The organism is Prevotella denticola, assembly GCF_900454835.1.
GTDB lineage: Bacteria > Bacteroidota > Bacteroidia > Bacteroidales > Bacteroidaceae > Prevotella > Prevotella denticola.
In genome coordinates this window covers 347,327-371,262 of record NZ_UGTM01000002.1, presented here as the reverse complement: position 1 = coordinate 371,262, position 23,936 = coordinate 347,327, and the positions used below count along the sequence as shown (strand labels likewise).

At 54.6% G+C, this 23,936-nt stretch carries 19 protein-coding genes and 1 tRNA gene; 10 read left to right on the top strand and 10 right to left on the bottom strand.

The features are described from left to right. Positions 1–4: 4 nt before the first annotated feature. Complete coding sequence (locus DYH27_RS09645; RefSeq protein WP_025068221.1) at positions 5–1,126, bottom strand: glycoside hydrolase family 26 protein; 1,122 nt, start codon at positions 1,124–1,126, stop codon at positions 5–7. A gap of 1,190 nt (positions 1,127–2,316) precedes the next feature. On the opposite strand from DYH27_RS09645, the gene DYH27_RS09635 reads away from it, so the two are divergent. From DYH27_RS09635 to DYH27_RS09620, 4 genes are read left to right on the top strand one after another with little or no spacing between them, the layout of a single operon-like run. Beyond that, a complete protein-coding gene (locus tag DYH27_RS09635) occupies positions 2,317–2,499 on the top strand; it encodes a hypothetical protein (RefSeq protein ID WP_025068219.1) in 183 nt (60 codons plus the stop codon). Positions 2,500–2,505: 6 nt separating this feature from the next. After that, positions 2,506–4,098 (top strand): fimbrillin family protein, encoded by a 1,593-nt coding sequence (locus DYH27_RS09630; RefSeq protein WP_081640733.1) that lies wholly within the window; start codon positions 2,506–2,508, stop codon positions 4,096–4,098. Positions 4,099–4,157: 59 nt separating this feature from the next. Continuing rightward, positions 4,158–4,811, top strand: coding sequence for an AAA family ATPase (locus DYH27_RS09625; RefSeq protein WP_025068217.1), 654 nt, complete (start codon positions 4,158–4,160; stop codon positions 4,809–4,811). Positions 4,812–4,823: 12 nt separating this feature from the next. Then, complete coding sequence (locus tag DYH27_RS09620) at positions 4,824–5,408, top strand: DUF3226 domain-containing protein (RefSeq protein ID WP_244595171.1); 585 nt, start codon at positions 4,824–4,826, stop codon at positions 5,406–5,408. Between the two features lie 300 nt (positions 5,409–5,708). Here the strand turns inward: DYH27_RS09620 and DYH27_RS09615 are convergent, their stop codons facing one another. Then, positions 5,709–7,505, bottom strand: a complete 1,797-nt coding sequence (locus DYH27_RS09615; RefSeq protein WP_025068216.1) for a glycosyl hydrolase — start codon at positions 7,503–7,505, stop codon at positions 5,709–5,711. A 52-nt stretch (positions 7,506–7,557) separates the two neighbouring features. Here DYH27_RS09615 and DYH27_RS13415 point away from each other — a divergent pair, with 52 nt between their 5' ends. Then, a complete protein-coding gene (locus DYH27_RS13415; RefSeq protein ID WP_025068215.1) occupies positions 7,558–7,779 on the top strand; it encodes a hypothetical protein in 222 nt (73 codons plus the stop codon). A 1,113-nt stretch (positions 7,780–8,892) separates the two neighbouring features. Here the strand turns inward: DYH27_RS13415 and DYH27_RS09605 are convergent. Next, on the bottom strand, positions 8,893–10,521 hold the full coding sequence (locus DYH27_RS09605) for a hypothetical protein (RefSeq protein WP_025068214.1): 1,629 nt from the start codon (positions 10,519–10,521) through the stop codon (positions 8,893–8,895). A gap of 42 nt (positions 10,522–10,563) precedes the next feature. Next, positions 10,564–10,812, bottom strand: coding sequence for a hypothetical protein (locus DYH27_RS09600; protein ID WP_025068213.1), 249 nt, complete (start codon positions 10,810–10,812; stop codon positions 10,564–10,566). Positions 10,813–11,795: 983 nt separating this feature from the next. On the opposite strand from DYH27_RS09600, the gene DYH27_RS09595 reads away from it, so the two are divergent. From DYH27_RS09595 to DYH27_RS09585, 3 genes are all read left to right on the top strand, one after another. Further along, positions 11,796–13,091 (top strand): hypothetical protein, encoded by a 1,296-nt coding sequence (locus tag DYH27_RS09595; protein WP_025068212.1) that lies wholly within the window; start codon positions 11,796–11,798, stop codon positions 13,089–13,091. A gap of 119 nt (positions 13,092–13,210) precedes the next feature. Further along, positions 13,211–15,283 carry a TonB-dependent receptor plug domain-containing protein gene (locus DYH27_RS09590; protein ID WP_025068211.1) on the top strand — a complete coding sequence of 691 codons (2,073 nt, stop codon included), beginning with the start codon at positions 13,211–13,213 and terminating at the stop codon, positions 15,281–15,283. 2 nt (positions 15,284–15,285) lie between these two features. Continuing rightward, complete coding sequence (locus DYH27_RS09585; RefSeq protein WP_025068210.1) at positions 15,286–16,122, top strand: DUF4249 domain-containing protein; 837 nt, start codon at positions 15,286–15,288, stop codon at positions 16,120–16,122. 734 nt (positions 16,123–16,856) lie between these two features. On the opposite strand, the gene rbr is transcribed toward DYH27_RS09585, so the two are convergent. The 4 genes from rbr to DYH27_RS09565 all read right to left on the bottom strand — a co-directional run bounded on the left by rbr (position 16,857) and on the right by DYH27_RS09565 (position 20,620). After that, positions 16,857–17,510, bottom strand: a complete 654-nt coding sequence (rbr, locus tag DYH27_RS09580; protein WP_025068209.1) for a rubrerythrin — start codon at positions 17,508–17,510, stop codon at positions 16,857–16,859. Between the two features lie 404 nt (positions 17,511–17,914). Further along, positions 17,915–19,018 (bottom strand): Mrp/NBP35 family ATP-binding protein, encoded by a 1,104-nt coding sequence (locus DYH27_RS09575; protein WP_025068208.1) that lies wholly within the window; start codon positions 19,016–19,018, stop codon positions 17,915–17,917. A gap of 129 nt (positions 19,019–19,147) precedes the next feature. Beyond that, positions 19,148–20,128: an Rpn family recombination-promoting nuclease/putative transposase gene (locus tag DYH27_RS09570; RefSeq protein ID WP_025068207.1), complete on the bottom strand. Its 981-nt coding sequence runs from the start codon at positions 20,126–20,128 to the stop codon at positions 19,148–19,150. 114 nt (positions 20,129–20,242) lie between these two features. Further along, the gene (locus tag DYH27_RS09565) at positions 20,243–20,620 is read right to left on the bottom strand and encodes a hypothetical protein (RefSeq protein WP_025068206.1); all 378 of its coding nucleotides are present in this window, start codon (positions 20,618–20,620) and stop codon (positions 20,243–20,245) included. Between the two features lie 373 nt (positions 20,621–20,993). Here DYH27_RS09565 and DYH27_RS09560 point away from each other — a divergent pair, with 373 nt between their 5' ends. Then, positions 20,994–21,938: an HAD-IA family hydrolase gene (locus tag DYH27_RS09560; protein WP_025068205.1), complete on the top strand. Its 945-nt coding sequence runs from the start codon at positions 20,994–20,996 to the stop codon at positions 21,936–21,938. Positions 21,939–22,064: 126 nt separating this feature from the next. Next, positions 22,065–22,137 (top strand) — tRNA-Met (locus DYH27_RS09555). A 193-nt stretch (positions 22,138–22,330) separates the two neighbouring features. On the opposite strand, the gene DYH27_RS09550 is transcribed toward DYH27_RS09555, so the two are convergent. Continuing rightward, the gene (locus tag DYH27_RS09550) at positions 22,331–22,720 is read right to left on the bottom strand and encodes a hypothetical protein (RefSeq protein ID WP_025068204.1); all 390 of its coding nucleotides are present in this window, start codon (positions 22,718–22,720) and stop codon (positions 22,331–22,333) included. Between the two features lie 186 nt (positions 22,721–22,906). Further along, positions 22,907–23,389, bottom strand: coding sequence for a hypothetical protein (locus DYH27_RS09545; protein WP_004351585.1), 483 nt, complete (start codon positions 23,387–23,389; stop codon positions 22,907–22,909). Between the last annotated feature and the right edge of the window lie 547 nt (positions 23,390–23,936).

The following is a 23,936-nucleotide window of genomic DNA, read 5'->3' as shown; positions in this document are numbered from 1 at the left end:
ATTTCTATCGTTTTCTGTTATGTTTCTTTGTTGTTCCGACCTGTGCAGGGCCTGTCTGGCTGCGGAAGAGGAAAGCCCTCTCCCTGTAAATCTTCCTGAAGTCGGCGGCGCAGGATTTCTCCGGTGCAGGGCCGAAGTTCTCTTCGGGCTTGTCCCATGCGTTCCGCCAGAGCAGGACATAGCAGGGCTTGAATCCCTGCAGGCCGGGCAGCAGGGTGGAGGAGTACCAGGCGGCATCGGGCGTGTTGCGGTAGCCGGCTTCGGTGAGCGCATACAGCTTGCGGTGCGCTCCGGCATATGTGGCCATGATGTGCAGTTCGTTCTGGCACTGGTCGATGAAGTCCTGCCGGCCGTTGTTCTGGTAGAGGTCCACGCCCAGCAGGTCTACGCATCCGTCGCCGGGATAGAAGCGGAAGAAGTGTTCAGGCGTGTCGCCGGCCTCGGCATTGGGCGAGTAGCTCCAGACGATGTTGCGCAGTCCCCGGCGGCGCATCGCCTCGTGGGTGAGGCGGTACAGGGCGATGTACTGTTCAGGCGTACACTGCCGGCTGCCCCACCAGAACCAGCCGCCGCTCATTTCGTGCCAGGGCCGGAAGATGACGGGTATGGAGTTCCCCCTGTCGTCCTTGAGCGAGGCGAGGAAACCGGCTATCCGTCCGAGCCAGTGCTGCATCTTTCCGGCTGCCTTTCCGCCGGGCAGCACCTGTGCGACGGCATCGCCTTCCGTGTGCCAGGCATCCTCTTCCGTGACGGGATTGTAGGCATGCCAGCTGACGGTCACGATGCCGCCCCTGCGCCAGTGGCCGATGATCTGCCGGCGCATCTCGGCGAAGGGAACACCGTCCAGGTTGCGGTCTCTCCCGAGTTCCAGTCCGCCCAGCTCGCAGCCCAGGACGGCGGGGTAGTCGCCGCAGACATCGTTCACGTCGCTCCGTCCGTATTCCCATTTCCACGTCGTACCGTAGAAGAGGGCGTCCTGGTGACCGAACATCACACCTTTCTTCTGTAAGTCCTGCAGCCGTCCGATGAGCTGCTGTGCCGGTGTCTTCTGCATTTTCTTTCCGGCTGCCGCATTCGCTGTGAGCAAGGCGGCAGCCATGGCAAGGAGTATTCTTTTCATATTCATTCTACTTCGTATTCATTCTACGAGCCCTCGGTAAAACGCCATTACATGAGACTCTCGGAAAGTGTAACTTGTTGATAATCAAATATGAGATTCTGATATAAATAGAGTTTTGCAGGGGTCTCTCTACTGTTGTAAAGGTCGCCTTCTGCAGGTCCTCGTCCCGTCTGCTGCTTCCTACCAGCACCTCGAAGTCCTCCGGTTCTACGACGGACTTCATGTCGGGGCCGCAGAAGGAGTAAAAAATAAGGTGAAAACACTTCTTCTGTTCATGCTGTTATCTTTGATTTCTGGTTTTTAGGATGTTACGCTTCTCCGGCCCCCCTCGGCAGACATCATCGGATGCCCCGCCTGCGGCCAGTCGGAAAGACTGCTGCAAAGATAAGGGTTAAAAGTGTAAACTGCAAATACTATTTTAGCCAAAGTTGATACTTTATGGACAGGGTGGGCATTGCCGGTACTGCTGTTCCCAACCGGCTGGGAACAGCAGTACCGGACGCTGGGAATCATATTCCCAAGCACCGGGAATCCCCGTCCCGGCCTTCGGCGGGATGTTCTTCTGTGCAGTTTAATATGCCGGGTTTGTAGTTTAACGTTCTGGGTTGACTGCTTTTCGTCTTATTTCTAAACTTGGCTGACGGGTTGAAAACTTATTTCTAATTGTTGCTGACAGTATATGCCTTTCCATGCAGGTATATTTCTGCTGAGGGCCTGTTCTAAAAAAACGCGTCGGTCTGTCGTTGACAGGGAATCTGTCCGCTCTTTGTGTCTTTACTTTTATGCGGCATCTTCGGCTTTTCCTTTCGGCCATATAGACAGAACCCATTGGGATCAAGCGTGTTATTTATAGTTAAATTATTTTGTCTTTCATAAAAACAGCACTACCTTTGCACACAAATCATTAGAATCCGGAAGGATTGATCGTATGGATAATGGCATCCTTATATTTATATTATAAGGTGTGAAACATCCCACAAAGAATTTCTTGTTGTCCCGGTATATGCTCCGGACGTGCGCATGATATTCATCAGACATACGGGAACGTGTAATGCCGCAGCCTGAGGGACAGGGATTCCGCAAGGTTTCCAGACGGCAGCCAGTCCGGTTCCGGCTGATGTACGCATCAGCCGATTATAAAGAGAGATGTCGGTAGACAGCAATTTTCAAAATCGTAATCACTAAAAGTTGACAATATGGAAAGAAAAATGTATGTTAAAGCTGAGACAGCTGTAATATCCATCGGCGAGAAGGAATATCTCCTCCAGACTTCTCCGGTAAAGGGAGGACATTACAGCGCAGAAGATGATGGCGAGTCTTTAAGTGCAAAGCCGTCAGGCTTTTTCTTTGAGGAAGAATCTGCCGAAGACAAGAACTAAAGTAGAATGGAACACAAGTTAAGACAAATCAGGAAAATGACGTATTCTTATTTTTGGGCTTTACCGGTCGCAGCCTTGCTTTCACTGGCAGGCTGCTCCAATGACGACACTTTGCAAGCGGACAACGGGAAGCAACAGAACACGGTGCCCGCAGGGATGACAGAGTTTGCAGACGGGGGATTGACCCGCACAGCAGGCACTTACGACGGTTCGGCGATAAAGTTTTATTGGACTTCAGGAGACAAGCTGTGGATCAACAACGCCGGCACTTTAACAATAAGCACAAAAGACAATATCACGGCTAAGGCTCCCACGGCCAAGTTCTATTTCCCCGGGATACTCACCGCACCGAAATACAACGTACGTTATACGGGCAACGGCAACGCCCATGGCGACAAGGTGACCATAAGTCCGGCCCAGTCACAGAGCGCTCCTGACGATGCCTCGCACATCGGTACAGACGGAGACTGCGGCACGGCGGAAGCCAGCAGACTGGGTGACGGGAGCTACACCTTCACGCTCTCTCACAAAGCATCCTACCTCGTCTTTACGCCTTATTACAGCCCTGAGTTTGCAGAGGACGTGAAAGTGACACAGATCAAGGTAACGGCAGACGAGGCACTTGCCGGGGAGTTCAAATTCGATGACAATGGGATAAATACGACACCCCGCCCCGCCGCAACTGCTGCCAACAGGAGCATAACGCTCACACTGAACGGCGGCTCGGACGATGGATTCGTCATCCCCAAGGCAGCAGACCATAAAAAGAACGCGGCCATAATGGTCCTTGCACCGGGCGAATATCATCATGTCACCGTGGAATATACCCTCTACGACCAGAAGACGAAGGTCCGCGGGACAGTATCCAAGACTTATAATGACATTACCTGCAAGGCAGGAAAGAACAAGAAAGTAAGCACCGATCTGGCCGTCACACACTATTCGAGCGACGGATACTATCTGTGGGACGCTGCTGTGGGAAAGAACGCATGGAAAGGCCATGAGAACGACCAGCCGGTTCTGAATGGAGAATCGAACGCCAACTATCCAAAAATATCCAGTGATTCGAGATGGTATAACCCTGCCCCGTTCCCGACTTCTGCAACACGTTCGGCAGCCGCTTGCCCTAACGCCAACGAAATGTTGTGGTATGTCATGTATGGAGATCCTCATTGGGATCCTTCTCTCTGGTCCATCATGAAACATCTGTATGCCGGAGGTATGTGGCTGAAGAAACTCAGCGGTATCGCTGCCGCCGAGCACAAGACCGAGGCAGAGATGAAGAAGGCGGCTCCCGGTGGAACTGATTACACGAAGGTACAATCAGATCCTAAGATTTATGATAAGTATCCTAAGAGTAACACAGACATAAAAAAAGGCAGACCCGGCAACTCGGATGATTACATCTTCCTGCCAACTATTGGCATCTACCTAGAAAGTACGGGACAGTTATGGTGGATTGGGACCAGAGGATATTATGGATCAAGCACACCACGTCCTGACGGGACATCAAATGCCTATGATTTGTATGTTCAGGAAGATGAGGTACATACCGGATATGGCTCTCGCGCACATGCGCGCTGGTTGTGGCCGAAATAAGACATACGCTATCATGCAGTCAATAGCAACCATTGACTGAACCATAAAAAACTCCTTATATGCCCGGCGAGTATATAAGGAGTTTTCTTTTATCCAAAGCAGTGTGTACTGATACAGAAAACAACCGTATCAGGCGGGACAAGCGTTACGAGGAAGAGTTGAAAGCCATGTATATTCCTGCCTCCTATATGAGCGTCCCCGTAAATGAAAGATTTGCACAGATTGTAAAGGATAAGAAGGAAAATGAGATAATAGCCATACTGAAGGTTCTTGACCCACGTGTCATTGATATGCAGCTGGTAGACACGGAACTCCTTGTTGATATTGGTTTGTCGCATCGGCTGCCCGTAAATGTTATGGGTGATGGTATGCGAAAACTTATCTCAATCATCTTGTCAGTCTATAGTTGTAAGGATGGTGTTTTGATGATTGACGAGGTTGACAATGGTTTTCATTATACAACAATGCCTCTGCTGTGGAAGGCTTTGCTGACAGCTGCGAAGGCTAATAATACGCAGGTTTTTGTCACCAGTCATAACATTGATTCTCTGAGAGGATTGTCAAAGGTACTTGAAGAAGATGACAATGCTCGGTTCAGAAACCTCGTTGCAGCTCACAAACTGGTAAATGACGCCGATGGCAACCTGCAGAGTTTCAGATACGATTATGAGGCTTTTGACTATTCTATCAAACAAGAACTTGAGATACGATGACATATATTTTTCTTGAAACAGGAAAGCCTGCTACCTCTGAAGCTGTCTTTATCAAAGACACTCATAGAGAATTTAGGCTATAACATATCGTCTAATAAAGTCGAATTTGTAAATGGCTACAAGAATCTGGTAAATGTGATTCCTACGATAAAGGCAAGGTGTGCAGAAGGCGGAAAAGTCGTTATCATATTTGATGCAGACTCTCTCGGGAACAATGGGGGATACGAGACAAGGAAGAAGGAAATAGAAGAGGTCTTAGGGGAAAATAATGCTCAGGCTGAGCTATTCTTGTTTCCCAATAATGAGGAAGATGGTGATTTTGAGACTTTGTTGGAACATCTGATTCAGAAGGAAAAGCATACCCAAATGCTTGATTGTTATGCTGATTATGAGACTTGTCTGGGAAACGATTATGTTCATCCTAATTTGAAAGGGAAGATTTTCACCTACATCAGTGCGATGAAAATGTCAAGTTCAAAGCGTAGAAAGTTAGGTAATGGTGAATGGATGTTTGATAATGCTGAGTATTGGAGTTTGGAATCGGATTATTTGAAGCCTTTGAAAGCATTTCTTCAGCAACACTGTTCAAAGGAATAGTATGAAATTGAGCGAGCCTTGAAAGTGGGGTGTGCGTTTTTGTGTGCTGGACAGCAAGCTGGAGTGTTGTCAAGACGGTTGGCATCAGGCAGGCTACAGGGATTTCGGCGACCCGCTGAACCGGGAGAGAATTCAGGAGACAGCCTATTCCTATTGCCCGGACAACGACGGGATAATCGGAGGCTGGGGATTATCCGGAAAGAATCATTATGCGCCGGCATTGTACACACAGAGTGAAAAAGGAAACTGGTATGTGGTTCCGACTGCGGGCAAAAACCGTGATACCCATCGAAGTGTTCTTCAATATAGATCCTTCACTGTTCTATGTCCGGACGAGCACCCCGGCGACGGTCGACCAGGAAAGGAAATTACATCTGACGCTGCTGCCGGACGACGGCATTGCCGACTTTTATCTGTTCTATCTTCCGGCTTATCGGCGACGTCTTCGGAGTTCATCGCCGCCTTCCACCATTCGTCCGATGCGTGTCCGTCGCCGTACCACGGCATGAACCAGCTCCATGCGGCATCGCTCTTCCACTGGGAGGGGATGTCGGCAACGGTGCCGCACTCGGTCAGTGAGATCATCTTGGAGGGATAGCGGTAGGCCAGCTCGTTGAAGCGTGCCGCCATCTCTTCGGCCGTAGCGGCGTTGCCGTCACGGCCGTACACGTCTGTCCCGATGATGTCCACGTATTCGTCGCCGGGATACCAGTCGGCATCGGCCTTCTCGGAGGTCCACACCCAGATGAGGTTGTTGATGCCCTGCTGCTTGAAACAGTCGTACATCGTGCGCCAGAGCTTCACGTAGGAGGCGGCGGAACCGTTGCCCCACCAGAACCACTTGCCGGCCGCCTCGTGCAGGGGCCGCCACAGAACCGGGATGCCGGCCTGCTGCAGCTGCCGCAGGTAAGGCACGATCTTCTCCAGGTCGGACTTCATGAAGCGGTTGGCCCATGTGCCTTCGGTGACGGCGGCATCGAGGGTGAACTCGTTTTTGGCGGCGTAGAAGCCGTACTTCACCGTGCCGGCTGCCTCGACGGTGACGCCGGTGACCGTATAGTCGTGTCCGCCGATGATCAGACCGTTGGCCCGCATCTCGTTGAGCGTGGTCTGGTCGAGCGTCATCGAGTAGCTGTCGCCGCTGATGTCGAAGTAGTCCCAGTTCTTTCCATTCTCGTCCACGAAGCCTGCCCAGCTGCTGTTCTTGATGGAACCCTGTGCGCCCGGCTTCACGTCGGTTATCTTCACCACCAGCCTGCTCCCGATGGATGCGCCGGCCAGGATGTTCTTCGCCACCTGTGTGGTGAGCTGTATGTTGCCGCTCCAGTCGCCCGGCATGACCTTGTCGGGACCGCCGTAGAGGACGACGGGCACGACAGAGGCGTAGGGATTGGAGGTGGGCACGTTCCAGTGCCAGCCTATCGTGACGATGCCGCCGGCGTCGTGCCACGTCCTGACGGGGGTGATGTCGGCATAGTCGATCCATCCGCCCGGCCGGGTGTACTGCAGGTGGATGTAGTCGTAGCCGTTGATGGCGGGGTACTTGCCCGTAAGGCGGTGTACCCTCTCGGCGTTTTTGTTGTTCCATGCCACGTCAGCCATCGTGCCCGAAAAGGTCTTCTTGCCGTAGTTGTCGGCCAGCTTCCGGTAGAGTGCTTTCGCCTCGGCGGTCGCTTCGGCGTTGACCGGCCGGCCGGCGATGTGCTGTGTCTGGGCCGTCAGGGTGGCCTTCACCATGGGTGCCGCCATGCGGTTAGGCCCGGTGACGACGCCCTCTGGGATGACCAGCTCGTAGCTCTTGCCGCGGCTGATTTCGGCCATGACGAGCAGGCGGTTGGACGATCCGATGACGTTGGCGCTGACGGCCGGCGAACCGTTGAGGGTGATTTTCCGGTAGTCGGCGGAAGAGAAAAAGATGTTCTTGTCGTAGGTGACGACAATCGAGTCGAGGCCGGCCCGGATGTTCGTCTGCGGACTCACGCTGACGAACGACGGTGCGTCCACGTCGGCGATGGAGTGTCCTGCGGTGTCGCTGCAGGCTGCGGCCGTCAGCGAGAGCAGCGCAAGGGCTGCGGTATGAAGTCTATGGGTGTGCATTGTTTCTTTTGTTTTTACGGGAAAGGAAGCGAGGCAAGGTACATCCTCATTCGTGAGCAGACGCTTCCCTGCTCCCCCTCCGGCCACGGTGTTTCTACTTGTTGATCGGTACGACCCTGATGTTGTCGATGTCCAGCTCGGGCGTGCAGTCGGTGCCTTCCACGCCTCCGTTTCAGAGGAAGAAGCTGAAGCCGTCATGCAGACAGCCTCCGCATATTCCCTTCTGCTCTGTGCGCCGGCCTGTACGGTGCAGCCTTCCGTTGGTCCAATTTAGGTTTCATTCTCCGGGCATCCTGCTCCGGGGATGAATTTCGGTGCAAAGATAATCTTTATTATCGGATAATACCGATGTTTTCTTGTCGGTTGCTGACACTATGTTGCCCATCTTTTCCCGAAGCACTTCACGGAGGTGGGGACAGCGTCCGGCAGGCAGGTTTTTCCGTGTAAGTCGGTCATCAGCGTCTTGCTGTATATGACAGCGACAGGCAAGAACAGGCCTTTCCTGCAGATGTGCTGATGCCCGTCACATATTGTGTTGTCGGCAGACACCAGCTGTGCTGACGGCCTGCTCCCTTGTAATATGTTGCCGGGACGGGGGCGGCTTGCAGCCGGAAAAGAGCTGTGCCGGAAGAACTTGTCTGGTCAGGGGGGTGTTTTCCCGGAGATAATGCGGAACTGTCAGTTCAAAAGAGGTTATGTATGGGAAAACAGGCTGCTTGAGTTTTATCGGCCGGCATCCACTAAATAGATAAATGCAGGAAAGGGAAATGCGTGCCCCGGATAGACGGTTAAGTCCTTCGCGTTAAAGCTGCACGCTCTACACGAGAAGTGTCTGTGCTTTTAATGGAAAGTCTTTTTTATCTCTACGAATTATTCAGGTTAATAGAGTCCTGACATTTTTCAGTGTCATGACTACCGTAAGGAAACATCAAACGACATACTGCATGATATTTGACGTTCTCCTGTTAGACAGATTAAAGGTGCAGGTCCTGTTTCCCAACAGGTCCTGCGGAAAAATAGAGTGTTATGAAACAACCTCATGTGCTGAGCATTCCCGCTGATCGGCATGGAGCCGGAATCGTCTGAGGCGACCTTGCCGTCCGTCTGCATCTTCATTCTCCAGGGTTTTGATTGTCTTGTGCAGTGAAGCGGCGGAAATGTTGACAGCGACTAAAGTACAAGCAGTGGGGCACCTGAGGTATAATTAGTGCCCCGCTGAAGTATATTTAGTCGCAGTCTGTATCTGCACCGCCCTTCGGCTGGTTAGTTATTGATATATCAATGGATGTTCGAAGGTCCGTTGGTCTGATGGTGCGAGAAAAAAATATCCAGTATGTCAAATGGCGAAAAGTGCGCCAATGACGTACCTGCAAAACGAAACGGAGGTTCACTTGAATGCCTGCACCGAGATCCCGCTTTCGCGGCTGTTGTGGCCCACAATCACCTCACCCCTGCCAAAGTACAGGTGGAACGCTTCGTTACTACTGGTCCATGGTGTAGCACTGGATGACCAGTAGGCGCCAGCGTTGCCAAGGTCTGTGCCAAGGTCTTGCAGCCTGCCCGAATGATAGTAGCCTAAAGCAGGCAGATAGAAATACTTGTCGGCATCGGCCGCAGTGGGGACACCCGAGAGAATGGAAGGGCTGGTGGTGTCGAAGCCGTTAAAACCGAATCTTGAACGGTAGTCGTTACCGTCAGGAGCGTTGTTGGGAGTGAAGCCGGAAATTTCAGCCTTTTTCTTAAACCACATACCACCCTTGTATAAGTGTCCCATGGTCGTCCACAGCTGGTCGTCATCCCAGCGCGGGTCGCCCTTCATGGCGTACCAAAGCATTTCATTGATGTTGGGGAGGGTCTGGAAAAGAGCTGTTTGGGCATCGCCTCGGGTACCGTCGTTGAAGCTTCTCTCATTGCACCAGCGGCTGTCACTGTTATCTTGAGGATAAGCACTGCCTCTCTGGCGATACACAGTAGGCTGGTCAGTCCCTGCCACATAGCCGGCTTTGTCCCACTCATGCCCGTACCAGTAAGGCTGCTCTGCATCCCACATGTAGTAGGGGGTGGTGTAATTCTTTACATTGAGGTTGGCCGTCATGTCGTAGTAGGCGTTGGCAGCGTAGGTGAACGAGGGCATGACCTTGGTGATGGTACCTTCGTTATTGGTCACGGGGTCTTTTATCCAATAGCGTACCCTGAGTGTATGCGTGCCGGGAGCGATAACCATGTAGGCACCGTTGGTGGCAACGCTGGCGGAGGTGTTGGTCAAGGGGAAACCGTTTGCATTTGCGCTGCCCGCTGCCGGGTTCTTGGTGGTGAGGACGATCCGGCTGCCGCTGCCCGTGCCGGTGAGCGTGCCCGTGGCGGGGTCGAGGGTGTAGGTGCCCGTGAGGTTGTTGTCGGAGGTTACCTCCACCTTGGTCAGGTAACAGCCTTGCAGGATGGTGTTGCTCGTGTATGGCTGGAAGACGAGGATGGCGGGTTTGTGGTCGAGTTTGAACTTGAACAGTCCTCCTTCCTTGGTCGCCGTGGCTATGCCGCAGTCGCCCGAGGAGCCGATGTGCTCGGTATTGTCGGGTGCAGTCTGGGTCTGGGCGGCAGGGATGGAAACCCGGTCTTGATTACCATTCTTGCCGGGATAGTACACCTTGTACGTATTGCTGCCGGTGAACCTGCCGGGCACCTTGAACTTGAATGAGGCGGTTTTTTCGGTCGGGGCGTTGCTGCTCACCTGCCATGTGCCGTCGTCGTCCTTTACATAGATCTTGTCGCCAGCCTCCCAGTAGAATGCTCCGCTGGCGTAGTCGAGCGAGGTGCGTGTCTTGGCGTTGCTGCTTTCCGGCTCGCCGGTCTCGAATGTGGTGAGGTCCTTTCCGTTTTCTATTGCAGTCTTCTGATTCTGCACAATCTCCTCATTCGAGCAGGAAACCAGCGTGACGGCCAGTCCGAAGAGAGCCGTAACGGCCAGCTTGCACACTGAGAAAGTTTGCATTTTCGTCTTGTTCATTGTCTTGTTCATTTCGTTTCTTGTCTTGTCTTTTGCTTTTACTCTTTTAGCTTTTCAGTCGTCCCATAAGGAATGGTCGCCTCCCGCTTTGGAGGAGGTGACGGGCCAGCAGTTCTCTTCTTCGCCGAACCACCCCTGCTTGGCTCCGCCTGTGGGTGTAGGTCCTGGCCTATGATTGCCCGGGTTGTGCTGGCCGGACATAGAAGCTTCCATCAGGTTGCTGGTCATCTCGGTGGTGACCACTATACATTCAGACTTCACGTAGGGTCGCTTGCCTGATCTTTTTCCCAGTTCTCTTTGCATAAACTTTACTGTGGTTTTGTGAATTAAAATGTTCTTATTTCGCCCTTTTCCCACTTGGCAAAAGGACACAGGAAACCAGGCAGGGGAACATCGTGAAGTCCCTTGCCTGTCGGGCTTGCGCGGCGAGCCTCGCGCGCGTACATTAGAATATTTTAAAGATGGGTTACGCCAGTAGCACCTATGAGAGAGAGAGAGAGAGAGAGAGAGAGAGTAATAAATTATTCGGAATAACCAAATAGTCCGACAACAAATTTACAGGGAATTTGATTTTCCCCGTATTCTGCATATCTCTTTTATTGTATAAGGAAAGATGCATCCGATGGCTGTTGCTTCCTAATCCATTCATTTGCTGATGACTATAAGGAAATACAAAGGTAGTCAAAGTTTCCGAGACCTGCAAACAAAATCCAAGAATTATGCAGAAATATCATGCAAAGGGAAGATAAAGGGAAGGCAAAGGGATGCAAACTTGGCATTGAAAACATGCTTGTTTTAATATCTCTCTGCTATTTGCCCGACTTTACCTTCATGGTCAATTCTTTTCCGTGTTGCTTAAAATACGCCATAAGTTTTTTGTGTGATTTGGACAGATTTGCCTGATTTTTCGGGCACGCCCCGACTGAAGGAGTACTCCTGCGTGCAGATGTGTTGATGAGCCATAGGCGAATAAATCAATTCAAATCAGTTCCAACCGGGCGAATCGGACCGCTGTTTGAATCTATTGTATGTTGTGTAAATCAGTTATATGTTGTGCAGGGCAGTTGCGTATTGTGCAAATCTGCACCCTCGGATTGTCGGAATTTGATTTAAAAGCCGGTTTTTTACCTTATTATAATATATTTTCATTATATTTGCACCTCGGATGCCCGCCGTCCCTGTCTGCGGTACTTCCGGGGAAGCAGAAACAGGGTGGGGCTGTCGTCCTGACTGAACAATGACAAACAACCAAAAAAAGATAAACAACCAAAAAAACGAAAAAGAACATGAAGAGAAAGAAGTTACTGGGTAGCCTGTTCTTAGGCATAACATTGGCATTCACAGCCGTCGGCTGCGGTTCTGACAACGATTCTGCCGCCCCCAAGGAGCGTTCGGAAGGACCTGTCCTGACGCAGGAACAGCAGAAGCAGCAGCTGGACGCTACCGCCAGGAAATTCATGGGCAGCATCCATCCCGATGATTTCAAGGTCCTTGACAATCTGGCTTATTACGTAGAGAAACACTATCTGGACGACCAGAGCGTGGAGCCGGTGAACAACTGGGCGAAAGGCATCCTGCAGTCGATGACGCAGACCATCGCCACCGGACAGCCGGGCTACACGGAGTATGCACGGATCATTGATGCGACGAAGTACAGGGGCCGCTTCGAGCATCAGGGCTACAAGTGGGTGCGCACGAAGGACTCGCAGAACCTTGAGTTCCTGTTCCGCGACCAGGACGGCAACGACTGCCTGCTCGCCTTCACGGTCAGCGACAAGGCGAAGGCTGTGAGGTCGGAGTTCTTCAACAGCGAGGACACCGAATACGTCCCGGGGGCAGCGGGACACCCGAGGTACACGGAAAGGACGAAATACAAGAACACCGTCATGGTGCCGGAGGACGTGCGGATGACGCTGCAGCAGGGCGGCAGGCAGCTGCTGTCCACCGACATCCACACCGACCTTACCACCTCCGGCGACCTCAACCTCGCCGTAGACCAGCTGGCATTCACCTGCAAGACCGTCTTCCAGAAGTACGAGGTCATCGTACACCGTGCCTTCTACAAAGGGCCGGGCGATGCCGAGGCCGGTGTCGAACTGAAGGCGGACGGGAAGACCCTCCTCACCGCCAAGGCCACAGGGCACGGGCTGGTCAGCAACCGGGGAGTCGACAACGTGGGCAGTGTCAACGTTGCTGCCGACGTCCTGGGCGAGCTGCAGGTAAAAGGAACGTGTTCCAACGGCAGCCGGCTGGCCGAGATCATCGACAGGATGGAAAAGGACAAAGCCGTCTATACCGATGAGGCCCGCTTCAAGAAAGAGGTGGCCGATGCCAACAGCCTGCTCGACGTGAACGTCTATTACAGCTATGCCACGAAGCCTTCGGCCGGTCTGCTGCTGGGCGCGATGAAGACTGTGGACGACTACAGCGGGCGTGCTGAATGGATTTCCAATGCGCAGATCAAGTTCACTGACGGCACGACCTATGCTGTCGACGACTATTTCAGCCGGAAGAACTTCGCCGGAGTCTTCAAGGAAGCCGGCGATATGATCAACGCCTTCAAACGTCTTTTCAACTTCTGATACCATCTCCTCAAGGCCGGGAGAGAGACCTGTCCGTGAGGTGACGGCAGGTCCTGGAAATCTGTCAGAGAGGATTTCCAGGACCTGTCTGTGCCTTCTGACGTAACCTCACCGTCCGTATGAACCCATCTTCCGACGACACGATGCACACCCTTCCCATCCGTCCGAAAGCCGGCAGACTGCTGTTTTCCCTGCTCTGCTCCCTGCTCTTCACGCTGCCTGCCCATGCACAGGAAGCCGACACGGCAAGGGTGAAGGAGCTGCAGGGCGTGGAGGTCGTCGGCCGGCACGTGACGGGGAAGCTGCGGCACGACAGCCTCGGAGGCATGAGCCTGGACCTGTCGTTCCTCGACGATATGCCGCGCATAGCCGGCAATGCCGACCCGATACGCTACACGCAGCTGCTGCCGAGCGTGCAGACCAATTCCGAACTGGATGCCGGCCTGTATGTCCAGGGCTGCGACAATGCGCACAACGGGGTCAGCATCAACGGTGTCCAGCTGTATGACATCCAGCACATACTGGGCATCTTCTCTGTCTTCAATCCCTCCCATTATTCCCGTCTGCAGTTCGCCGGTTCGGCCTTCACCGCCTCGGCAGCCAACCGTCTCGGCGGTTTCATCGATATGCAGCGGCCGGACACGCTGGCAGGAAGGGTGAAAGGCGAGCTGTCCGTCGGCCTGATTTCGTCGCAGGGAACGCTCCGCCTGCCCCTCGGAGGAAAGTCCGAACTTATCCTGTCGGGCCGCGGGGCCTACATCAACCTGCTCTACGGACGGTGGCTGAAGGTGGAGGAGTCCGCCATCCGGTATTCGTTCTGTGATGCCAACGTCACGTGGCTGTACCGCCCCGATGCGCACAACACCCTGTGGCTGGACTTTTACGGCGGCAACGACCGGATGGACTATCAGGAAGACGGCGAGAAATATGACGCACGCCTCGGCTGGGGCAACCGGATGGTCTCGATGAACTGGGAGTGGAAACGGCGGGGACTCGTCCTGCGCCAGACGGCCTATATGACCCGCTACGGGAACCGCTTTTCCATCGAACGGCCGGACTTCCGCCTGCGTATGCCGTCGGGCATCACGGACTACGGCTACAGGCTGTCGCTGCGGCGGGGCAGATGGACTGCCGGTACCGACTGGGCTCTGCACGGCATCCGTCCCCAGCAGCCTGAAACGGAAGGAGAACGGCAGACGACGACCCTGTCGGCCACCCGCCGGCACAGCACGGAGGGTTCGCTGTGGGCAGACTGTAAGTTTGCCGTTGCCCGGAACATGGAGCTGCTGGGCGGACTGCGCGCAAACGTCTACACGATCCGCCGTTCCGCCTTCTTCAGTGCCGACCCCGTCCTGTCGCTGCTGTGGACGTCGGGGTACGGACAGTTCCGCCTCACGGCGAACGTGAAGCACCAGTACCTCTTCCGGACCGGCCTCTCCGCCGTCAACCTGCCTACGGATTTCTGGCTTCCGGCCGATGATCGGCTGCGTCCGCAGTATGCCTATGGGCTTTCGGGCGAATACCGGACAGACCTCATTCCCGGGCGGCTGCAGCTGTCGGCCGGGCTGTATTACAAGCGGCTCTATCACCAGACAGAATACATCGGGACACCCTTTGAGCTGATATACGGCGACTACGACTACCGCAAGAACCTCATCAGCGGGAAGGGAGAGAACTACGGACTGGACCTGATGATAGAGAAACGCACCGGCCGGCTCACGGGCTGGATGAGCTATTCACTGGGGCGGGCACTGCGCAGATACCCCGGCCGGTTCAGCGGGACCTTCCCGGCCGGCCACGAGCGCATACACGAGTTCAATGCCGTGGCCACGTGGAAGGCCGGGCGCAGATGGTCGTTCGGGGCCACGCTGGTATGGGCGGGCGGTACGCCGTTCACCCCGCCGAGCTATTTCTACCTGCAGAACGGAAACCTCCTGTCGCAGTTCGGCGACTACAACAGCGGCCGTCTGAGCACCTACATCCGCCTGGACGTGTCGGCGACCTGCCGAATCAAGGTACACGGCGGCCGGGAAAGCGGTCTGAACTTCTCCGTCTACAATGCGAACTGCCGGCACAACGACCTCTTCTGGCGGCTGAAGTTCAACGACGGACAGTATTATTATGCGCCGCTGCGCCCGCTCCCGAAGAAGCTGCCTTTCCTGCCGTCCATCAATTATTACATCAAGTTCTGATCATGCACAGACTGTCTTTTCTTCTGCTCGCCGTTCCCCTTCTGCTCTCCTCCTGCTACCGCACGGAGATTGAGGAGGCGGCCCCGCAGCTCGTCGTAGAGGGCTGGATAGAGAACGGCCGGGCCCCTGTCGTACAGCTGACGACCACCGTCCCCATCACTACCTCGAAGCACAGTGTCGATTCTCTGGACCGCTACGTGCTGAAGTGGGCCAGGGTGACGGTCTCTGACGGTACGAAGGAAGTGATTCTCACAGGTGTCTACAACCGCCGTTACACCCCGCCTTATCTCTATACGACGGGCGATATGCTGGGTGAGACGGGCAGGACCTATACCCTGAAGGTGGACTATGCGCAGTTCCATGCACAGGCCGAGACCTCCATCCCTGCCGCCGTCGGTCTCAGCGGCATCCAGGCCCGGCCGCTGGAAGACGGCAGCCGGCGGTACACCATCAAGGCCTCGGTGCAGGACGATCCGCAGACGGAAGACTATTACAAGGTGTTTGTCCGAACGTCGGAGAAGGACATGACGATGCGCAGCGCGTACTTCGGCGTGTTCAGCGACAGGACGTTCAACGCCGGCAACACGATCACGATCAACAACGGACGCAACAACCTCCTTCACCCTGCCCCCGACATTTATTTCTCGGAGGGCGACAGGGTGCTGGTGAAGTTCTGTCATGTCGATTCAACCGGCTACCGGTATTGGAAGGCCTTTGAGGACTATAACGCCGAGGGCCGCAACCCGCTGTTCAATACGATGCAGAACCTCCCGGGCAACGTCAGGGGCGGACTGGGCTGCTGGCTGGGTTACGGTGCCGCTTATTATGTCGTGCAGTGAGGGTTTGAGGTTTGAGATTTGAGATTTGAGGTTTGAGGTTTGAGATTTGAGGTTTGAGATTTGAGATTTGAGATTTGAGATTTGAGATTTGTTCGGATTATGCAGGTCTCTGTACAGGTGGGACAACTTACATTTATTTCAGGTAAATATTGAAAGACGGAGAAACATCACTTGTTGAAAGATGATGGGAACCTCACTTGTTGAAAGAAGACGTGAACATCACTTGTTGAAAGATGACGGAGGAACATCACGGGAAACCGTCATGACTTGTAAAGATAATTCTTCCACGGACTGTCACTTGATGGTCCGTTGTTTTTGTGTCAGGCACTGACTGGGAACTGAAAGGTGCTTGGTTGCCGTCCGATCAGTGCCTGATAGCCGTTCAACTAACGCCTGTCAGGAATCCAATCAGGCCTCTCTTCAAATGGGATTGTACTGTGCTGATTCCGTGACAGTTATGATGGAACAGGGGGAGACGCCTTCCTCTGTCCCGGACGGAAGGCGAGAATGATGTGTGTAAAGTTATTTCAAATCCTGATGATTTGTGAAGCACCGCTGCTGGGCTGTCGTGAAAGAACCGTGAGAGGGCATTCGGAAGCGGGAGAGCGGGGACGTATAAGATGACCCGACATAAAAAAACAGGGACAGGCAAAAGTGCCTGTCCCTGCTGATAGGGATATTTTATAATGAACTCATGTTGTATGGAACGCTGTCATTCCGGCAGCGGCGCATCCTTAGTAGTTGTTCTCCTGTACCTGGAAGAAGCTCTGCGGATGGTTGCAGACGGGGCATACGGCCGGGGCCTTCTTGCCGACAACGATGTGTCCGCAGTTGCGGCACTGCCAGATGCAGTCACCGTCGCGTGAGAATACGACGCTGTCCTCGATGTTCTTCAGGAGTTTGCGGTAACGCTCCTCGTGGTGCTTCTCCACCTGCCCTACGCCGCGGAACTTGACGGCCAGCTCGGGGAAGCCTTCTGCCTCGGCGTCCTTTGCCATCTGGTCGTACATATCGGTCCACTCCCAGTTCTCGCCGGCTGCAGCATCAGCCAGGTTCTCTGTGGTAGTAGGGATGTCGCCCCCGTGCAGGAACTTGAACCAGATTTTGGCGTGTTCCTTCTCGTTGCGTGCGGTCTCCTCGAAGAAGCCAGCGATCTGCTCGTAGCCGTCTTTCTTCGCCTTGGAAGCGTAGTAGAGGTACTTGGTGTGGGCCTGGCTCTCGCCGGCGAAAGCGTCCTTGAGGTTCTGCTCGGTCTTGGTGCCCTTCAGTGCAGCCGGGTCGAACGCCTTGAACTTGTTGGCCTTTGCGTGGCATACAGGGCACTCTGCGGGTGCCTCTGTTCCTTCGTGGATGTAACCACAGACGGTGCAAATAAATTTCTGCTTCATAATGCTTTTGTATTATAATGTTAATGTATCGTCACTCGCTAAATGACTATGTGTCGTGCATCCGGCTGATGTACAACCGATAGGGTGCAGTCAATAAGCTGTAATTATTTCAACCTTTCGCCTGCAAAGATAGGCATTATTTCTGAAACCGTATAGTTTTCCTGCGTCTTTTTCCGTCGGATGGGGCTATTTAGACGATAGATAATTAAAAAAAAGAGACCCCTCCAAGCCCCTCCGAAGGAGGGAAGTGCCTGACGGAAACCAAGTGGAACAAGACTTGCCACCGCTTACTCTCGCCCATCACCGCCTGCCGCATCCCCCCTTTTCCGGAGGGGCTTGGGGGAGGCTTTCATCAGGGCCTGCCACAGCCTCGTTGCCGCAGGGAAAGTCCTTCTGAGGGGCCGTCAGCTGTTCTTCACACTGACGATTTTCGTCGGAGCCTGCTGCTTGTTGCGGCGGTTCACGACGGTCACGACCGACTGTGCCAGACTGAGGAAGGCCTGTCCGGTGACGGTGTCCACCTGTGTGGCAGCCGGCGTTCCGTTGTCCCCGTCCTCGCAGATGCTCTGTACGATCGGGATCTGTGCCAGCAGCGGGCAGTCGAGTTTCTTGGCGAGGTTCTTGCCTCCGTCCTTTCCGAAGATGTAATACTTGTTTCCGGGGAGCTCGGCCGGCGTGAACCAGGCCATGTTCTCCACCAGTCCGAGGATGGGGATGTTCACCTTGTCGTTGCGGTACATATCGATGCCTTTGCGTGCATCGGCGAGGGCGACGTTCTGCGGTGTCGATACGATGACGGCTCCGGTGATGGCGAGCGTCTGCATGAGGGTGAGGTGGATGTCGCTCGTCCCCGGCGGCGTGTCGAGGATGAAGTAGTCGAGTTCGCCCCAGTCGGCATCGGCGATGAGCTGTTTCAGTGCGGCTGTCGCCATTCCTCCCCGCCAGAGCGTGGCGGTATCGGGATTGACGAAGAAGCCGATGGAGAGGAGCTTCACGCCGTACTTCTCTATCGGCTCGATGAGCTGGCGGCCGTCCTTCTGTATGCCGTACGGCCGTTCGTCCTCGACACCGAACATTTTGGGCATGCTCGGTCCGAAGATGTCGGTGTCGAGCAGTCCCACCTTGTAGCCCAGCCGTGCCAGGGCGATGGCGAGGTTGGCGGAGACGGTGCTCTTGCCCACGCCGCCCTTTCCGGAGCTGACGGCGATGATGTTCTTCACCCCGGGCAGGAATTTGCCCACCTCCGGGCGCGGCGCGTTGCGGAACTCGGTGGTGATGTGTACCTCCACGTCCTTGCCCACGGAGTAGTGGATCTGTGCCTCTGCCGCCTTGACGGTGGACTTGAGGAACGGGTCGGTCTCGCGTGGGAAGATGAGTGTAATGCGCACTTTGTTCCCGTTGATGCTGGGGGTGTCGGCCAGCATTTCACTCTCGATGATGTTCTTCTTTGTGCCCGGGTAGATGACTTTCTCCAGGGCTTCCGTGATGAGTTTTGGATATAGTGTCATTGTTCTTTTGATGTGTTGGAGAAAACCTCTCCCGATCCCTCCGGAGGCGGGGAGTGCCTGACGGGGTGTGTCGGGAGGGTCGGGTGACGGGGTGGTGCGGGGATTGAGTGATGGGTGATGGCAGGATGATTATAGGCGGGCGATCTCTTCGGGTGTGAGACCTGTGGCCTGGGCGATGATGTCGGCCGGTGTTCCCAGTTCCCGCATCCGCTTGGCAATCTCGGACATCGCCGCTGCTCTTCCCTCTGCTCTTCCCTCTGCTCTTCCTTCTGCTCTTCCTTCTGCTCTTCCTTCTGCTCTTCCTTCTGCACGACCTTCTTCACGTCCTTCTTTTCTTCCTTCCGCGCGTCCTTCGGCTCTTCCTTCTGCCAGTCCCTCCATCTTGGCGGTGTCGATCACGTCGTTCTGGATCATGATGGCGTCGATGTGGTGGTCGTAGGCCTGACGTTCGGCCTTGCTCATCATGAGGTACTGCAGCTTCTCGCGTGCCTCTCGCAGTCCGGGGGCCTGGGTGTCCTCTTTGATGTGTCCGTTCTTCAGGTAGTCGATCCACTCCTCGAGCGGCGTGCGGGCCACGTTGTTGAACTCGTTGACACGGATGAGGAAGTACTCCGGGAAGATCTGCTCGGGCGTCTTCATGCGGATCATCTCTCGGTCGCGTGCGTTGATCTGCAGGGTGTCGTTCGTATGGACGCCTACGAAGGAGGTCGTGCCGTGGTAGAGATAGTCCGCACCCTTGCCGAGGTCGAAGTAGAGGATGCTGATGGAATAGACCTTCCGCACCCTGTCGTACTTGTCGCCCAGCGAGATGTGTTCGGTGATGGCCTTTGACACGCCGTAGAGCACGCGCTCCAGGTAGTACAGCTCACGTGTCAGCTGGATTTCCACGATGATGATCTCGTCCTTGCTGTTCCTGGCCTTGATGTCGACGCGGTTGAACTTGTCGTCGATGCTGTCCTGGTTGGATTCGCTCTCGAGGATTTCGACGATGTGTACCTCTTCGTTGAGCAGCACGGTGATCAGTCCCTCGAGCACGCCGAAGTTGGCCTTATCCCTGAGCATCCGCTTGGCGGCCCAGTCGAACCTTACGTATTTGTTGTATTCCTCCATGTTTCTTTCCTCCTGTATTCTCTGGTTATCAAAAAAGATGCCATTCTACGCTCCGGTCACATCAGTTACCGTTTTTCTATGACTTTGCTTGTTTACTTCCGTTTCCCTATGAATTCAGTCACTGTTCTGCTGCGACTTTTCCCATTCCTCCCATTCTCTGGCACTGGCTTTCCAGTCGGTCATCTCGCCCGTCTCGATGGCCTTTCGTTCGCGTTCGGCCTTGTCGCGTTCCCTGTCCCGTGCCCGCTTCGCCTTCATGTCGGCAATGGTGGCATCGTCGAGCACCTGGATGGCGCCCCGCCTGATGGCTTCCTGCAGGTCGGCCTCGCCGAAGGCTTTTCCCGGCTCGTTGAAGTCGGAGATGTTGAACTCGTAGACCGTGCGGAGGTCGTGGCGCACCAGCTTCTGCCTGGCCCGGTTGCCGGCGTTTTTCAGCCGGAGCAGTCTTGCAATCTCGTTGATTTCATCCTGTGCGAACTTGTTTCTTCCCATTTCATCTGTTTCTGTCTGTCAGCCGCCTGCGGGCTTCCTGTCTGCGAAGATAGCAACATTTTTGCAATGCTGCAAGTTTTTACGGCTGAATATGCAGCCTGATGTCAGGCTTCCGGGTGGTTTTCAGGTGGCGACGAGGCAGGCGGATGTGGACGGGATATTGTGTTTTTTCCGGTCCGAAGTCCTGTAATCTGAGTTTTTTCCTGCATTTCCTCTAAAGGAAAAAGCACTTTCTTTATCCGATTAGCTTATAAATCACGGTTTTTATATAAATTTGCATAAGAAAAGCTGCACCTGGCAGACCAGTGGCGAGCATTCTCCCGCTCCCGTCCGCCTTGTTCCTGCCGGCTGAAAACAAAAATACGAAACCGATATGTCCATCCCGCAAAGACTGCAGAACCTCTCTTTCCGCACAGGTGTCGTCGTGCTGCTCCTGTGCGTACCTTTCTATGTCCTGTCCTTCACGCAGCTGCTCCTTCCGATTTCCGTAAGCGCAAAGGGAATCCTTTGGGCGGTGCTGTTCGGACTGGCAAAGGCCTTCCAGTACGGCGGCATAGCCATCCTCGGTGCGGAAGGCTACCGGCGTGTCAGGGGATGGTTCTGGAAAAAGAGAACCGCTCCCGGTGCCGCAGCCTCTGTGACGGCACGGCAGCCTCGGGTGCGGTACTGTCCCGACCTTTTCGCCGACCCTGCCATTCTCGAGGGCATCCGCCTCGTCATCTTCGACTTCGACGGTACGCTCGGCGACTCCCGGCAGCTAATCACCGACACGATGCTCGCCACCATCGAACGGCTCGGACTGCCCCGGCGGAGCCGTGAGGCGTGTGCCCGGACCATCGGTCTGCCGCTGAAGCAATGCTTCTCTTCCATCATTCCGATGACCGACAGCCAGGCGGAACGGTGTGCCGCCACTTACAGGGAGCTGTTCGATGAGAAGAACGTACCCGGTGCCGTGACCGTCTTCCCCGGTGTCTGCAAGACGCTGGAACACCTTGCGGAGCGAGGCATTACGATGTCCATCGCCAGCAGCCGCCGCCGTGAGTCGCTTGTCGGGCTGGTTCGCGACCTGCAGCTCTCGCCTTTCATCACTTTCCTTGTCGGGGCGGATGACGTGGAACACCAGAAACCGGCCGCCGATCCTGTCGCCCTTACCCTGCGCCATTTCAGCGTCCGTCCCGATGAGGCTCTCGTCGTGGGCGATACCGAGTACGACATTCTCATGGGGCGGAATGCAGGTGTACACACCTGCGGCGTGACCTACGGAAACGGCAGCCGGGAGAGTCTGGAGGCAGCGGGTGCAGAATGGATCGTCTGCTGAATGCAGAGAAGACGGTCTGTTAAATAATGTATATTTTCTTGGCTGTTACAGCAGAAAGCCGTACCTTTGCATTCGCAATTCAGAAATCAGCCGTAAGGCATGGGATGAATTGCCGGTTTTTAACATCGCGGGTTGGAGCAGTTGGTAGCTCGCCAGGCTCATAACCTGGAGGTCGCACGTTCGAGTCCTGCACCCGCAACTATTGAATCTGGAATTCCTGTCAACAGGAGTTCCAGATTTTTTTTGAGGTCTCCCCAAGCCCCTCGGAAAGCGGGATGGGGTAGGCGGAGGTAGGGGACAGTAGGCGATGATGAGCGAGGATGAGCGGTGATGAGCGAGGATAGGTGATGATGGGTGATGATGATGCTGTCTGCTGCCGGTAGTTTTTCCTGTCAGTTTTCTATTTTGTCGATTACGGGCTTTTTGATTTCCGGTGCGGGAGTCTTGACGACAGGGGCAGGCTCCGTCTGTCCTTCAGGAACGTCAGGGACGATGACGGGCTCGTCAGGGGCGGCCGCTTCTTCCTCTTTCGGGGCAGCCGGGGAGGATTTCTCCGGCTTTTTCTCTTCTTTCACCTCTTCGTCCTTCACTTCCTCCTCCGTCAACACGGGAGTCTTCGGTCCGTTGTCGATGCCGATGACCTCCCCCGACATATCCACCTCGTATTTCCGGGGCGGGGCCATCTTGCGTGTCTCCATGAGTACGGCAAGGACCGTCGCCCCTGTTGCCAGGACGATGGCGCAGATGGATACGGGGAGCTTGTAGGTCGGTTTCTTTTTCATTCTTTTCTTTTTTTAGACTTTTCCTCGGGCTACGAAGCGGGGGGATCATAGGCGGGGATATGGGCGATGATATGGGCGATGATAGGTGGAGGTAGGCGATGATGGAGGGATGATAGGCGATTATGGGGGGATGATAGGTGGGAATGGGCAGGGGATGGAGGGGGTGTGCTGCTATTGGGCAGTCTGCTATTCTGTGATCTGCATACAATAAGGGAGGGGCTGCTGGAGGGTGAGGAAAGTAATGGTAGGCTGGCTGTCCTTCGTACAGATCAGCGTTCCCCTGTCAGCCTTCACGGCTCTGCCCATGTCGTAGCCCATCGCCTTCACCTGTGCCTGCAGTCCGGCGAAAGCGTTGCGGTTGAAGACATAGACGTAGACGGTCTTTCCGTCCTGTGCCAGCAGTACCATGCTGGAGTTTCCGCGTCCCATGGCGGTGGGGACGAAATCTTTAGTCAGGTCCATGTTCTTCACCCAGTTGTGGTCTTTTCCGAATTCGTCAGACGATATGCCCTTGTATCTGTAGCCCTGTTTCTCCAGCACCTGTCTGCCGGTGTAGAGCGTCTTTGTCTGGAAAATCCGGATAGCGTCGGCCACCTTGACGACATCGCTTTGTGCCCGCATCCCCATGGTGACGAGGAGTGCGGTAATCAGGGATAATATCTTTTTCATTCTGTCTCATTAGATTGTTCCGTGCCTGTATGCCGGCTGTCCGGCCGGCACGGCATCTTTACAAATTTATGAAAATAAATCAGAAAGCAGCGGTCTCCGTTGCCTTTTTTTAGTTTTTTTAAGTCGCCCCGCCATCCGCTGGCTCGTAACTGTCCGACAGCAGAATTTCCGCCGGGCGTCACTTCGCTCTGCAAACAAGGCCTGATTGCACACCAATCAGGCCTTACTTGTCTGTCAATTAGGCCTTACTTGCACTCCAATTAGGCCTTGTTTGCGTTGCAGTCAGGCCTTAGTCGTCTGCCAGGTAAGAGGGGGGTGTCTTGCTTGCCGGGATTTGACGGTTTACGAATCGGTTGAGGCGGTCATGGGCTGTGTGTTCCTGGCGGCTGTTTTGCGGAGGAAACCCCTGCCGGGCAACCGGGATGAAAGACGGCATAGCAGGGCTTCTCCATGGAGAGCAGGCATCTTCCGCCGATTCAATGCCGATTCTGCTGTTCATCTCAGGCGGACCCCGCTGTCCGCATCGGGTGAGGCTGCCGGATAGGTC

What these genes read in the sequence shown, in the direction of transcription:
- DYH27_RS09645 (WP_025068221.1), bottom strand. Translation starts at nt 1,126, where the DNA reads ATGAATATGAAAAGAATACTCCTTGCCATGGCTGCCGCCTTGCTCACA.
- DYH27_RS09635 (WP_025068219.1), top strand. Translation starts at nt 2,317, where the DNA reads ATGGAAAGAAAAATGTATGTTAAAGCTGAGACAGCTGTAATATCCATC.
- DYH27_RS09630 (WP_081640733.1), top strand. Translation starts at nt 2,506, where the DNA reads ATGGAACACAAGTTAAGACAAATCAGGAAAATGACGTATTCTTATTTT.
- DYH27_RS09625 (WP_025068217.1), top strand. Translation starts at nt 4,158, where the DNA reads ATGCCCGGCGAGTATATAAGGAGTTTTCTTTTATCCAAAGCAGTGTGT.
- DYH27_RS09615 (WP_025068216.1), bottom strand. Translation starts at nt 7,505, where the DNA reads ATGCACACCCATAGACTTCATACCGCAGCCCTTGCGCTGCTCTCGCTG.
- DYH27_RS09605 (WP_025068214.1), bottom strand. Translation starts at nt 10,521, where the DNA reads ATGAACAAGACAATGAACAAGACGAAAATGCAAACTTTCTCAGTGTGC.
- DYH27_RS09600 (WP_025068213.1), bottom strand. Translation starts at nt 10,812, where the DNA reads ATGCAAAGAGAACTGGGAAAAAGATCAGGCAAGCGACCCTACGTGAAG.
- DYH27_RS09595 (WP_025068212.1), top strand. Translation starts at nt 11,796, where the DNA reads ATGAAGAGAAAGAAGTTACTGGGTAGCCTGTTCTTAGGCATAACATTG.
- DYH27_RS09590 (WP_025068211.1), top strand. Translation starts at nt 13,211, where the DNA reads ATGAACCCATCTTCCGACGACACGATGCACACCCTTCCCATCCGTCCG.
- DYH27_RS09585 (WP_025068210.1), top strand. Translation starts at nt 15,286, where the DNA reads ATGCACAGACTGTCTTTTCTTCTGCTCGCCGTTCCCCTTCTGCTCTCC.
- rbr (WP_025068209.1), bottom strand. Translation starts at nt 17,510, where the DNA reads ATGAAGCAGAAATTTATTTGCACCGTCTGTGGTTACATCCACGAAGGA.
- DYH27_RS09575 (WP_025068208.1), bottom strand. Translation starts at nt 19,018, where the DNA reads ATGACACTATATCCAAAACTCATCACGGAAGCCCTGGAGAAAGTCATC.
- DYH27_RS09570 (WP_025068207.1), bottom strand. Translation starts at nt 20,128, where the DNA reads ATGGAGGAATACAACAAATACGTAAGGTTCGACTGGGCCGCCAAGCGG.
- DYH27_RS09565 (WP_025068206.1), bottom strand. Translation starts at nt 20,620, where the DNA reads ATGGGAAGAAACAAGTTCGCACAGGATGAAATCAACGAGATTGCAAGA.
- DYH27_RS09560 (WP_025068205.1), top strand. Translation starts at nt 20,994, where the DNA reads ATGTCCATCCCGCAAAGACTGCAGAACCTCTCTTTCCGCACAGGTGTC.
- DYH27_RS09550 (WP_025068204.1), bottom strand. Translation starts at nt 22,720, where the DNA reads ATGAAAAAGAAACCGACCTACAAGCTCCCCGTATCCATCTGCGCCATC.
- DYH27_RS09545 (WP_004351585.1), bottom strand. Translation starts at nt 23,389, where the DNA reads ATGAAAAAGATATTATCCCTGATTACCGCACTCCTCGTCACCATGGGG.